Origin of the sequence: Paenibacillus sp. FSL E2-0190 (assembly GCF_037992965.1) — a bacterium.
Lineage (GTDB): Bacteria > Bacillota > Bacilli > Paenibacillales > Paenibacillaceae > Paenibacillus_AQ > Paenibacillus_AQ odorifer.
Genome location: NZ_CP150306.1, coordinates 1,961,957 through 1,975,607, shown reverse-complemented (window position 1 = coordinate 1,975,607; position 13,651 = coordinate 1,961,957). Strand labels below are relative to the sequence as shown.

Sequence of the window (13,651 nt, the reverse complement as noted above, 5' to 3'; positions counted from 1 at the left end):
TACACAACTACTTAAGCTTTAACCGCACCTGCCAATGCACCGTCAACGATATACTTTTGAATGAAGGTGTATAGGATGATAAGCGGTGCAGATACGATCATGATCCCGCACGCCAACATAGGCCAGTTGTTTCCGTATTGACCGCGGAATTCTTTAAGCCCGAAGGTGATTGGATAGTTTTCTGGACTCGGTAAATACATGACCGGCCCCACGAAGTCATTCCAGATACTAATTGCTGTTAGAATAACACCTGTAGCAATTACTGGTTTCATAAGTGGCATGATGATCTGGAACAAATAACGCATATATCCAGCGCCATCCATACCTGCTGCTTCATCCATCTCCCGGCTAATTCCTTTGATGTAACCTACAAACATCATGAACACGATACCCGTTCCGCCTGTTTTAAGGAGAATGTAACCCAGCTTCGTGTCATAACCTACAAATCCTAGCTCCTGTTTCATGGTAAGCATCAGCTTGAACTGTGCGACCATTGGATTCGGCAGGAACTGAGACATCAAGAAGAACAAATAAATAAATCCGCTCCACTTCACATAATTTCTCGCCACAGGGAAGGCCCCGAATAACGAAACAATTAGGGTCAGCACTGTTGCTACGGCTGTATACAGCAGACTGTTTAAGAAATAATTAGAGAAATTACCCTGTAGCCAAGCTTCTTTATAATTATCCCATTGAATACTTTTTACGAGACCGATAGGATCTAACAGATATTCTGTAAAGGACTTGAATGAAATATTGATTACAAATAACAACGGCATGATATACAAAACAAGCAACACTGCAATCAGAATATAAGAGAGAGTTTTGGCGGTTTTGGAATCCTTCATTAATATTCCACCTCTCTCTTACGCATTTGTTTCACTGCAAATACTACAAACACCAGAATCATAAGGAACTGAACCACGGAAAGCGCGGAAGGAAGTCCCATCTGTAGAGAACCACGGAACGTCTCTTTATAAACGTCATATGCCATCGTTCTTGTGTTAAAGCGACCGTCCGTAGTTGCGAGAATAATATCAAAGGTGGACATCGCACCGATAATAGACAAAATAATGTTAATCGTAAAGGATGGAGCGATAAGTGGGAATGTGATATTTTTAAAAGATTGCCACTTCGTAGTTCCGTCTATATATCCAGCCTCATACAAATCTTTCGGTACGGATTGTAGTCCCGCAAGGAAAATCAACATCGAATATCCCATATACATCCAAATTTGCGTAAATATAATATAACCGAACGCATGAGTGAAGCTTCCAAAGAACATATCTTTATAACCGAACAAAGAATCATACAGTTGGTTAACCGGACCACTCAGCGGATCGAACATCATGCCCCATACCAGTGCAACTACCGCCACACCAAGCACAACCGGTAAAAAGAATACCGCGCGATAGAAATAATCGCCTTTCAGCTTCTGATTGATAACTACGGCCATAAGCAGACCGACACCGTTCTGTACAATGGTTACAATGACCATGAAATAAATAGTACGTATAATGGAATCCCAACGCTCGCCTGAATTTCCTGAGTAAAATACATCATAATAATTGTCAAGGCCTACGAAACTCATCTTGCTTCCAGGAACGTTAGTGATATCTGTAAATGAATAGATGACCGTCATCATAGATGGGCCAAAATAGAAAATTACATACAATGATAATGGAATCATTAGCAGCAGAAGCGGTATATATCGTTTAAAACCTTTCCCGAACGGATACATTTCTCTCACCTACCCAATCCTAATTCAATAAAATGATCGGGGCCTGCACAAAACAGACCCCGAAGCTGTAAAACATGTTTGGTGTACAGTATGTTGTAGATTCTTTTTTATTTATTGGGATAGCTACTTATTTAGGTGCTGCTGCTTCCCATTCTTTTTGTTGTACGTCTGCAAGCTCTTTAGCGGTTTTAAACTCGCCGCCTGGTGCCAAATACTCAGTGTGAACGCCTTCAGCTGCAATGTGCTCACCAACGTTGTCACGGTTAATCATCATAATTTCATAAGCAAGTTCGAAATCTCCAGTCATGTATGGAGCAAGTTCTTTGTCAATAAAATCACTTTCAGTGGCAATATTGTCTTGTGTAGGCAAGAATCCTGCTGCTTTAACATATTCTGTGTAGTTTTCTGGTTCAGAGAAGAATTCCAGCCATTTCAAAGCACCTTCTTTGTTCGGGCCTTTTTCTGCTGCATACCAAGTTACATCGTATTTACCGACAAGAGAATTATTCTTAGCAGCATCTTCTGTAGCTGGGATTGGGAAGTAACCAAATTTCACATCTGGATTTGCTGCCGCGATCGTAGGAGCATCCCAAGTTCCGTCAGCAATCATAGCTGCTTTTCCTGTTGCGAAAAACGAAGGTGCTGTTGCATAGTCGATACCCAAGAAACCGTCGATGATGTAGTTATCTTGAAGCGTCTTCATTTTCTCCAATACTTCTACAGCCTCAGCATCGTTAAATGCCGAAGTTCCCTTCCAAACGCCCTCAATCCATTGTTGTTGGTTGCCGCCACCTAGAATCTTAGCTTGCAAACCGAACACTGGCAGTTTCAATGGCCATACGTCTTTACCAGCCACTACGATTGGAACAATACTCTTAGCTTTCAATGTATCTAGAACACTAATGAACTCTGTCCAAGTTGTAGGTACAGTCAGGCCGTTTTGTTCAAAAATTTCTTTATTATAGAAGAATCCTGACATTGCTACTTTACCGGTTGGGATTGCATACACTTTATCTTTATAAGTGCCGGCTTTAGCAATATCATTCGCATTGTAGTTTTTAACGAAAGCTTCGTTGCTCAGATCAGCAATCAGTCCGGAATCAATCCATTGTTGCCAGTCTGGCACTTTCGCACCTGGTGTCCAATCTTTCGGGGACAATCTCATACCGGATAGATCGGCAAGAACATCTACGTCACCAGCTGTAATTCTTGCTCTTTGTGCTTGTTTGAATTCATCATCCGGACCCGTGGTTGTGTACTCCACTTTGTATTCCGGATATTTTTCTTCAAACTTTTTATTAATTTCTGTAATGACCTTGTTAATATTCTCTTGTTTCCAGTGTAAGATCTTAATCACTTTCTTATCACCAGATGCAGGCTTGTTTGTTCCGCTGCCCGGAGTAGCCTCACCATTCGCGTTGTTATTGCTGTTTCCACATGCTGCTAATGAGAGCACTAGCGCTGAGCTCAACAATACCGCAGAAAGCTTCTTTACCATTTTGTTACCCCCCAGATAATTTGTTATGACCCTTTTAACGAAACCACATGTTAATTTCTGAAAATCACGAAACAGTAAGGACGATATCACAGAAAGCGGTTTCGGTGTTTTTATTATTACATCGTTATTTGTCTTTGTAAAGTCTTTTTTCTTTGTTCGTTTTTGAACGTTTTTTGAACCAAATATTCAAAAAAACCTTTAAAACCAAGCATAATCCTAGTTTAAGAGTAAACATTCCATTGACTATAATCTTATTGAACTATAAAATAAGTAACGAAACTATTTCGTAAATCATAAATTCAAGTCATAAAAAATAGCCTTGAGTAGATTTTAAACATATATTACGGAACATTTTTCACTATAAGGGGGACTTAATTTGGCCTACAGCATCAAAGATATAGCGAAAATTGCTGGAGTTTCTGTTTCGACAGTATCCAAAATCATTAATAACTACAGTGATATTTCGGAAGATACCAAGACAAGGGTTCAACAAATTATAAAAGAAACTGGATATACCCCCTCCAATTCAGCTAAAACATTGGCTACGAAATCATCCAATCTAATCGGAGTGATTTTTGCCGGAATGCTGAATGTCGACTTTACCCACCCTTTTTTCATCGAGGTGCTAAATTCATTTAAAAAACAAATGGGACTACTAGGTTACGACCTTATCTTTTTTTCCAATGAAAAATTCCAAAGTGGCGATACTAACGATTATCTTGCCCGTTGCCAGCATTTTAATGTAGATGGGTGTGTGCTTCTATCCGGACAGGAGCTAGAAACCTCTATCAGCGAATTAGACAACAGTGCAATTCCGTGTATCGGCGTAGATTTAAAGCTGACCGGTGACAACTCTGGTTTTATCATGTCGGATAATTTCAAAATGTCCTCCAAAGTGGTGGAACACTTTTACTTACTGGGCTATCGAGAGCTTGGCTACATCGGCAGTTCCTCAGATTCAGACATCTCCAATATGCGCGAAAGTGGTTATCGCAAAGCTCTTGAAGATTTAGGACTGCCTATTAACGAGAATTGGTTCTTAAACGGAAGTAACTTCTTTGAGGCCAGCGGGTATGAGACGATGCGTAGAATGATTGAGAATGGAAATTTACCTAGAGCGATCTTCGCGGCGTCGGATCAGCTTGCTATAGGGGCGATGCGTGCCCTTAAAGAGGCTTCTATCGCCGTTCCTGAAACTGTCGCAATTATTGGCTGTGATGATATCGAGGCCTGCAATTATACAACCCCCCTACTGACTACCATCCGCCAAAATAAAGATAAGATTGGCCGCCTAGCAGCGCTAATGCTATATGATCTAATAAACAACCAATCCGGTACGAGTTCTTTCAGCGTGGAGCCCGAGCTTATCATTAGAGAGTCCTGCGGCGCTCCTGAACGGGGGCTAGTGTAGTCTTTCTTAGCATATAGTCATAGGGCACAGTAAAACCCATTACTTTTCCTGATTCATAAAAAAAGAAGCTGCCTCAAGTAGAATTCACTACTTTTGAGACAGCTTCTTTTTTTATAAAGATTATAATAGCAGGAATCTTATAGATCGAAGTACAAGGCGTATTCATGTGGATGAACACGAATTGCAACCTCTTGTGCTTCAGAACGTTTCAGAGCAATATAGTTATCGATGAAGTCCTTAGTAAATACGTCGCCTTCTGTTAGGAACTCGTAATCAGCTTCCAAAGAATCAAGCGCTTCGCTCAGGCTGCCTGGAACGCTGCGGATTTTTTCTTTATCTGCATCAGACAATTCATAGATGTTCTTATCCAGAGGACCATAACCCAGTTCTTGCGGGTTAATCTTGTTCTTGATTCCGTCCAGACCTGCCATCAGCATTGCGGAGAATGCCAAGTAAGGGTTAGCTGTGGAATCCGGTGTGCGGAATTCGATACGACAGCCTTTTGGTGTCACAGCTGCTACCGGGATACGAACTGCTGCAGAACGATTTCCTTTGGAGTAAACCAAGTTAACCGGTGCTTCGTAGCCAGGAACCAGACGTTTAAAGGAGTTGGTGCTTGGGTTAGTCAAAGCGATCAATGCTGGTGCATGGTACAAAATACCACCAATATAATGAAGAGCCATTTCGCTCAGGTTAGCATAAGCGCCTTTTTCGTAGAACAAAGGAGTGTCTCCGTCAAAGATGGATTGATGCACGTGCATTCCGCTACCGTTATCACCGAACAGCGGTTTTGGCATGAAGGTTGCTACCTTGCCATACTGACGTGCAGTGTTTTGTACAATATATTTATAAGTCATGAGATTATCAGCAGTTTTCTTCAAGGTATCAAAACGGAAGTTAATTTCCGCTTGACCTGCAGTGGCTACTTCATGGTGATGACGTTCAATGCGTAGTCCAACTTCAGCAAGCAGACGGCACATTTCACTGCGGATATCCTGTTGGGAGTCAACTGGTGCTACAGGAACATATCCACCTTTAACGCCAACTTTAAATGCCAAGTTGCCGCCCTCTTCTTTACGACCCGTATTCCAAGCCGCTTCTTCAGAATCTACGAAGAATGAGGATCTGTTCATGCCACTTTCGTAACGAACATCGTCAAAGATAAAGAATTCTGATTCAGGCGCGAAGAATGCAGATGTACCTACTCCGCTTTTTTGCAGGAATTCTTCTGCTTTCACAGCAATACCGCGAGGATCGCGCTCATAACGTTCGCCATCAGGAGTGAAAATGTCGCACATCACGTTCAGCGTTGGATGAGCTGTAAACGGATCTATGAATACACTATTCGGATCAGGCATCATAACCATGTCTGATTCTTCAATACCACGGAAACCTTTGATGGAAGAACCGTCGAATGCTACCCCATTTACAAAAGTTTCATCTTCCACTTCAGAAGCTGGCAGAGAGATGTGGTGGGCACGACCACCTAAATCTACGAATCGAAAATCTACCCACTCGATATTGTTCTCTTTAATTGTTTGCAACACTTTTTCAACCGACATGAATTTTTCCTCCCCCAAGTTCCGAACATTAGGCCGCTCACAGTATGCAAATGTTCTTGTTTTAATTTTTTTTGCTGTCGTAATTATAAATCTCATACCTAACATCGTCAATGCTTATGTCAGGTATTTCTTTCAGCAATGTAAGATATTCTAACGCTTTCGTGAAATCTGTTATTTTCGCATATTTTCATGTCACATTTATTTTATCCAACTCCAAAAAAACCCTCTTTTCCCACTAGGTCGCGGGTTAAGAGGGCTTCCGAGGAAGCTATTAGATTAAATTTTATAGGACCGAAACCGTTTCTGGCGAAGTTGAAAACTTACGTCCAACAATTGGAGCCAGCTTTTCCAGATCCTTTAGCAGGTTATCAAACTGATCAGGAAATAACGATTGAACACCATCACCTGTCATGGAATTGTCCGGATCTGTGTGCATTTCAATAATTAGACCATTTGCGCCAGCAGCAACAGAAGCTTTGGCCATAGGCTCAACTAACTCACGACGACCGGTTCCGTGACTTGGGTCAGAGATTACTGGAAGATGGCTTAAGCTCTGTAGAACTGGAATAGCCGATAGATCCAGCGTATTACGAGTGTAGGTCTCAAATGTGCGAATACCGCGCTCACAGAGCATTACATCCTTATTACCGCCTGCCAAAATGTACTCCGCTGCATTGAGCAACTCATCGTAGGTCGCACTGAAGCCACGTTTTAGAAGAACAGGTCTGCCACAGGTCCCCAGCTTGCGCAGCAAATCAAAGTTCTGCATATTCCGTGTACCCACCTGCAGAATATCCGCATGCTCCGCACAGATATCAACATACTCTGGTGTCATAACCTCTGTAATGGTCAACAGCCCATGACGCTTTCCTGCTTCAGCCATCATAGTCAAACCTTCCACACCTACGCCTTGGAAGCTGTACGGTCCTGTACGGGGCTTAAACGCGCCTCCACGAAGTACCTGAGCACCAGACGCTTTAACAAGCCGGGCGATCTCATCAATCTGCTCTGGAGACTCAACGGCGCAAGGTCCGCCCATGATCACCAGGTTTTCTCCACCAATCTTCACACCCTTGATATCAATAATCGTATCCTCAGGATGGAAATCCCGGCTGGCCAGCTTGTAGGATTTGGAGATCTTCACGACGTTCTCTACACCCTTCATTTGCCGCAAATGCTCGGCGAGCTTAGGAGTGACGACTCCCACTAAACCTATCACCGTGTGATCTGCTCCTCTGGAGAGATGCACCTGCAAGCCTTCTTTTTCGATTACGGCAATTATATCTTTAACCTGCTCTTCCGGTGTTTGATTTGATGTAATGACGATCATATTTATAACTCCCTCTCTACATTTAAAATTTATAATAATTCCGCTAAATACTATCGTGCTACGACGCGTGTTCGCTTTTAAGCTTTTATGCTTTTAATCACTAAAGAAATTTTACCTCAAAAAACGATTATAGTCAATCTATATTCTAGATTCCTATGCCGGAAGCGTTCTTTCGATAAAAAAGAGCACTTAACCTCGACTGACGAAGTTAAGCGCTCTTGTTGCAGCGTTCATAATATATAAGTTCGAGCCTAGCCCATTACATTAAGTAGTACTTGCACTCTTATTCTTAACCGGTGGCAGCAGCTTCGCCATATTCACTGTACGTTTGATCTCCCACGTCTCCGGATTAGCCGAATCATACTGATCTAAGTAGTTAATCACTTCTTTGGTGATAGGTGTAGGTGTGGACGCGCCAGAAGTGACCCCGACGATATTTACACCCTCTAGCCATTCTGTTTGGAGTTCAGACACATCAGAAATACGATGGGCAGGAACCCCAGCGATTTCTTCCGACACCTGTGCCAGACGATTGGAGTTGTTGCTTCGCGGATCACCGACAACAATCACCAGATCACATTGCCCCGCTTGTTCCGCCACAGCCTCTTGACGTACTTGGGTAGCCATACATATCTCATTATGCACTTCAGCACCTGGGAAGGTCTCTAGAAGCTTTTTCATGATGTGTTTAATATCCCACTGGCTCATAGTAGTCTGATTCGTAATGACAATACGTGAAGAAGAGATGGATAACGTAGCAATCTCATCTTCTTTTTCAATCAGATGCACATGCTCAGGGGCAATACCCACAGCACCCTCCGGTTCCGGATGGCCTTTTTTGCCGATATAAATGACCTCATAACCGTCATCTACTTTTTCCTGAATAAGATCATGGGTCTTCGTGACATCAGGACAGGTGGCGTCGACCGTAGTCAGACCCTTGTCCCTAGCCATCTTGCGCACCTCAGGAGAAACCCCGTGTGCAGTGAATATAACGGTCCCACTATCCACTTTATCCAGAATATCCAGACGATTATGTCCGTCCAAAGTAATAATGCCATCATCTTCGAACGAATTCGTGACATGACTGTTATGAACAATCATACCCAGTATATAAATCGGCCGGGGAAGATCGAGATTTTGCGCAGCCTGCCGTGCCATAACCATTGCATCGACAACTCCGTAACAATATCCCCGGGGAGAGATTTTAATGACTTCCATGAGTTCACCAGCTTTCTGCTTTCATTGACCTCTGTAATAGGACACTTCTAAATTATACCCTATTCCAGCGGCGGAGCAAAGAGAAGCGGTAACCAGATGACAAAAGTGGTCCCCTCACCTTGGCGTGTAACAACCTCCACAGACCCACCATGCTCGTCAATAATCCACTTAGCAATGGATAAGCCAAGCCCAATCCCTTCCGTAATTCCACGCGATTCATCTGCACGATAGAAACGGTCAAAGATATATGGAACCTCATCTTTATCCATACCAATCCCTGTATCTGTGATCCGAATGCCAATCTGATTCTGATAGAAGAGGGTATCCAAACTCACGATGCCTGAAGGCGTGTACTTAAAAGCATTATCAATAAAAATAAAGAGCATTTGCTGTAGATAATCTTTATTCCCAACTATATATTTGCCATTTAAGACTGACATATCACCTGTAACCCACTCGGCTTGACGGGGCAGGAAAGAGGCGCGGCGCGCAATCTCATTCATCATCGGTTCCAGTGCCACGGGCTCTATATCAAAAGTACGTCCAGTATCCGCACGCGCGAGCGAGAGCATATCCGCTACCAAGCGGCTCATACGCTTAGACTCGTCTGCGATATCCTGCACCGATTCAAGCGATAGCTGGCGAATCTCAGCTTCACTCATCTTCCCTTCTCCGGGTTCCATCTCCCAAACCTTTTGCAGCAGATCAATATTTCCGCGAATCGTAGTGAGCGGTGTCCGAAGCTCGTGTGAAGCATCTGAAACGAAACGGCGCTGAGCCGCATACGAATCCTCCAGCTCTGTGTAGAACCCTTCCATACGCCCAAGCATACTGTTAACGGTCTCAATAAGTCTTCCTATCTCGTCTGGCGGCCCATCGTATTCAATCCGCGAGCTTAAATCATTCCCCGTCTGAATCCCATTCGCAGCTTCAATTACTTTGCCGATTGGACTCATGGATTTGCGCGCAAGGAACAAGCCGAAGGTAAATGCCGCGATCAGAGTAGCAAAAGAACCTACGAGTAGTATATTTTTTAAACGCTCCAAGAGCTTGTCTTCCGAATTTGACGGTGTTGCCACCTGTAGAAGGGCCACAGGACTCTTATTCAAGTCATATATCGGTATCTGATAAACCATCAAATGATATCCGCCAAGCGTAGTCTGTTTGAACCCGTGAGCTTTATCAATATCCTCCAGTTTCGGAACATCGAATTGGATATCTAGATAATGCAAGTTCTCTGACTTTTGCAGGTTCTCATTATTATAGATATAGGTTTGCACCAGAATATTAGCTTCCTCCAGTTTGTTGCCGAAGAAGGGGTTTATGCTCACACTTTGCAATGAACCGTCATACGTCCAGTTAGGATTGAGATTGGTTACAAGCTGCTCACCCTGTTTTTGTATACGATCCTTCAAGTCCCCATAAGTATTAAAATAAACAAAACCGTAAATTGCGGCTGATAAGGCCAGCAGCATAACGGCCAAAATCCCTGAATACCAAGCAGTCAGCCGCAATCTTATAGACATGTTAGTTGTCACCTCTTAGAATGTAACCGGCACCCCGGATCGTTTGAATGAGGCGTTTACCGCCATGCTCCTCCGTCTTTTGACGTAGCATAGCTATGTATACCTCAAGCACATTAGATTCACCGCTATAATCATAACCCCATATTTTATCCATGATCAGATCCCGTGAAAGCACACGTTTCGGATTCTGCATAAAAAGATGAAGCAGCTCAAATTCCTTCGCTGTTAGCTCCAGTCTTTTACCGGCGCGGGTAACCTCACGTGAATCCACATCCAGCGTAATATCTTCATAAGAAACCGCTTGCTCTCCACCTTCGCTTTGCTCACTCTTACGCCGAAGCAACGCACGTACACGTGCAAGCAGTTCTTCCAGCGCGAAGGGTTTAACCAGATAATCGTCCGCACCCAGATCAAGCCCTTTTACACGGTGCTCAATTTCATCCTTCGCGGTAAGCATGAGAACAGGAACATTACTGCCTCCTTCCCGCAAGCGGCGACATACTTCAAAGCCATCCACCTGAGGCATCATTACATCCAAAATTACCACATCCGGGTCACTGCTCAAGATTGCCCGTAATCCATCCGCTCCATTCACCGCTGTTTTCACATCGTAACCTTCAAAAGCTAAACCTCTACGCAGCATAGAAATAATCTTTTCGTCATCATCAATAATTAGAATATTCGGTCGCATCAAGCAGCCCCCATTGTTCAGTTCTTTTTATATATTGTAGCAGTTTACATCACAATTAGACAAAAACGGAAGGGTCGCCCCTTCCGTGTGACTTACCGTCCGGTATTATTGCTGCTGACTTTGTTGTGTAGTCGTTGTATCAAAATCATTTTTGTTACCGATGGTAACTGAAAGATCCATGGTTTTACCGTCGCGCACAACATTTAATGTTACTTTATCACCAACTTTTAACGTTTGAATGAAAGTAATCAGATCTTGGTTGGTTGCATACTTCGTTCCATTCGCACCGGTAATGATATCGTAAGGGCGCAGGTCAGCGGTATACGCTGGGGATTTATAGATGATATCTGCAACCACAGAACCTTCTTTAATATCCGTACCCATTTGCTTAGCAACCTCATCTGTAATCGTCATAAGAGTTGCACCAATGAAAGGTACCGGCTCTTTCGGAATGGCTTGGTTGGCTTCCAGTTTATCTACGACTTCTTTAATCGTATTCACAGCGATTGCGAAACCAATACCTTGAGAATCCGTGCTGACGGCTACGTTCATCCCAATTACCTGCCCATTCATGTTGAGCAACGGCCCACCTGAGTTACCCGGGTTGATAGAAGCGTCGGTTTGCAGCAGGTTTTTGTAATTACGTGTTCCACTGCCATCTTCTTCGTTAATATCAATACTGCGTCCTTTTGCACTAAGAACACCGGAAGTTACAGTATGGTCGAAGCCTTGCGGGTTACCGATAGCAACCACTTCTGAACCTACCTTTATGCTATCCGAATCTCCCAGTGCTACTGTAGGGAAATCACTATCTCCTTCAATTTTAAGCACAGCCAAATCCAGATCTTTGCTAGAACCTAGCAGCTTCGCTTCATAAGGCTTGGTTACTCCATCCACGGTGACTTGGATTACATCGGCATTGTCAATTACGTGCTGGTTGGTCAAAATATAGCCGGATTTCTCATAAATGAAGCCTGTTCCAATTCCATAAGGGATAAGCTGTGATGAAGAATCCGAGCCTGATTTGGAATCCTGTTCATTTTGGGAAGAACCATTTCCACTGTATTGATCCCCGAAGAAAAATTGTGAGAAGGGATCACTCAGATTCGGGCTGGATGAGCTTCCATTACGCGAATTAGATTTAACTAGTGTCTCAATCTTAACAACTGCTGGTCCCACCGCATCAACAACACCTGTCACATCACGAGATCCAGTCACCAAGGATGTAGTAGAAGTAGAAGGCGCAACACCTGCACTTTCGCCCGTTGTCTTCGCCGTTCCATTCGTTCCGGAGCTAGCAACCGTTGTAGCTGTATCTCCCGTAAACCAGTTACCTCTGTCTGCCATATACATTGAGCCCGAGAGAACGACCATACCGGCTAGGAATGATATCAGCACTGTTTTTAACGAGCTTTTTGGTTTTTTATTATATTGCCAGCCGCCGCCACCTTCAGAACCGCCACCGCCATTTCCTCCGCGGCCACCACCATTGCCATCATAGCCAGTGGTGCGAAGCGATGTGTTATAAGGTAATGGCTTTACAGGCTGTGGAGGTGTAACCTCGACACGTTCTGGCTCCATCCGATTGTAGTGCTGTGCGCCACCGTCAGTGTTATTCTCGTCTTTGTTCAAAGATTTAAAAGGTCCGTAAGAATAGTAGTATGATGATGATCCTGCTTCAGATGAATTATTATTATTGCTGCTATTGTTATTATTGTCCCATTCCCGATCTGGTGCTGGTCCATTGTCGCGATTGAAGTTGTTTTTGTTATCGTCCATGTTTATCTTTCCTCCTGCTTCCTGTCGCCGTGACAAGGATTAATTTGTTTTCATGTTCTTATTTTGTACTTTAAACCTTAAGGTCACATTAAAAACAATTTAAGCGCAGATAAAAGATATAGGCAAATGGGAGGAGATTAGGCAGGAAAGTAAAAAAAGAAGCTCGGGCGCGAAAAACATCGCGGCCCGAGCTTCTAAAACCATTTCAAATAGTAATGCACCTTAGTCTACAAGTCCTACCCCTGAGCCCAGCCCTTCCGATGAGCGTAAATAGCCAACTGGGTACGGTCATCAAGCTCGCATTTCATCAAAAGATTGCTGACATGCGTCTTCACTGTCTTGATGCTGATATGCAGCTCCTCACCGATATCCTTATTGGTCTTGCCCTCAGCTATAAGCAGCAGGACTTCCTTCTCACGCTCTGTTAAACCGGAGGAATCACCTTGCACGGTGCGCTGGCGAATACCACGGGTCAGCGCCTGTGACACATCACCCGTCATGACTGGCATGCCGCGGTAAGCCCCTTGCAATGCGTAGATTAACTCTTCTGCCGACACTGTTTTGAGCACGTAGCTGACTGCACCAGCCTCTATAGCATCTACAACAAGATCATCCTCCAGGAAGCTGGTGAGGATCACGATTTTGAGGCCAGGAAATTCAGCCAGCACTGCTCTTGTGGTCTCGGCACCATTCATCACTGGCATCATCAAATCCATCAGCACGAGGTCAGGCAGACCTTCATGTCCACCAGCACGCAGCATCTCCAGCGCCTCTTGTCCATTCGCCGCCTCACCGATGACCTCGAATGTAGGCTCCAGCATTAGATAAGTTTTGAGGCCCATCCGTACCATATCATGATCATCTACGAGCAACACTTTTATGACACTCATGC

The 13,651-nt window shown here is 43.8% G+C and carries 11 protein-coding genes; 1 reads left to right on the top strand and 10 read right to left on the bottom strand.

Annotation, left to right across the window (positions count from 1 at the left end; translation table 11 throughout):
- Positions 1 to 11: 11 nt before the first annotated feature.
- The 3 genes from NST25_RS08400 to NST25_RS08390 form a co-directional block, all read right to left on the bottom strand.
- Positions 12 to 848, bottom strand: coding sequence for a carbohydrate ABC transporter permease (locus NST25_RS08400; RefSeq protein WP_036684447.1), 837 nt, complete (start codon positions 846 to 848; stop codon positions 12 to 14).
- A complete protein-coding gene (locus NST25_RS08395; protein WP_076126435.1) occupies positions 848 to 1,741 on the bottom strand; it encodes a sugar ABC transporter permease in 894 nt (297 codons plus the stop codon). Before NST25_RS08395 ends, NST25_RS08400 begins: the two co-directional genes overlap by 1 nt.
- A 127-nt stretch (positions 1,742 to 1,868) precedes the next feature.
- On the bottom strand, positions 1,869 to 3,239 hold the full coding sequence (locus NST25_RS08390) for an extracellular solute-binding protein (protein ID WP_076126433.1): 1,371 nt from the start codon (positions 3,237 to 3,239) through the stop codon (positions 1,869 to 1,871).
- A gap of 376 nt (positions 3,240 to 3,615) precedes the next feature.
- Here NST25_RS08390 and NST25_RS08385 point away from each other — a divergent pair, with 376 nt between their 5' ends.
- Positions 3,616 to 4,650, top strand: a complete 1,035-nt coding sequence (locus tag NST25_RS08385) for a LacI family DNA-binding transcriptional regulator (protein ID WP_076101584.1) — start codon at positions 3,616 to 3,618, stop codon at positions 4,648 to 4,650.
- A 137-nt stretch (positions 4,651 to 4,787) separates the two neighbouring features.
- Here the strand turns inward: NST25_RS08385 and glnA are convergent, their stop codons facing one another.
- The 7 genes from glnA to NST25_RS08350 all read right to left on the bottom strand — a co-directional run bounded on the left by glnA (position 4,788) and on the right by NST25_RS08350 (position 13,649).
- Entirely contained in the window at positions 4,788 to 6,212 is a 1,425-nt protein-coding gene (gene glnA / locus NST25_RS08380) for a type I glutamate--ammonia ligase (RefSeq protein ID WP_036684454.1), read from the bottom strand.
- A 283-nt stretch (positions 6,213 to 6,495) separates the two neighbouring features.
- Positions 6,496 to 7,542 (bottom strand): 3-deoxy-7-phosphoheptulonate synthase, encoded by a 1,047-nt coding sequence (gene aroF / locus NST25_RS08375; protein WP_076281065.1) that lies wholly within the window; start codon positions 7,540 to 7,542, stop codon positions 6,496 to 6,498.
- A 264-nt stretch (positions 7,543 to 7,806) separates the two neighbouring features.
- Positions 7,807 to 8,763: a 4-hydroxy-3-methylbut-2-enyl diphosphate reductase gene (locus NST25_RS08370; RefSeq protein ID WP_076126427.1), complete on the bottom strand. Its 957-nt coding sequence runs from the start codon at positions 8,761 to 8,763 to the stop codon at positions 7,807 to 7,809.
- Between the two features lie 59 nt (positions 8,764 to 8,822).
- Entirely contained in the window at positions 8,823 to 10,289 is a 1,467-nt protein-coding gene (locus tag NST25_RS08365) for a HAMP domain-containing sensor histidine kinase (protein ID WP_076184678.1), read from the bottom strand.
- 1 nt (position 10,290) lies between these two features.
- Complete coding sequence (locus NST25_RS08360; protein WP_036684461.1) at positions 10,291 to 10,980, bottom strand: response regulator transcription factor; 690 nt, start codon at positions 10,978 to 10,980, stop codon at positions 10,291 to 10,293.
- 105 nt (positions 10,981 to 11,085) lie between these two features.
- Positions 11,086 to 12,759 carry a trypsin-like peptidase domain-containing protein gene (locus NST25_RS08355; RefSeq protein WP_340393763.1) on the bottom strand — a complete coding sequence of 558 codons (1,674 nt, stop codon included), beginning with the start codon at positions 12,757 to 12,759 and terminating at the stop codon, positions 11,086 to 11,088.
- Between the two features lie 236 nt (positions 12,760 to 12,995).
- Positions 12,996 to 13,649: a response regulator transcription factor gene (locus tag NST25_RS08350; protein WP_036684464.1), complete on the bottom strand. Its 654-nt coding sequence runs from the start codon at positions 13,647 to 13,649 to the stop codon at positions 12,996 to 12,998.
- Between the last annotated feature and the right edge of the window lie 2 nt (positions 13,650 to 13,651).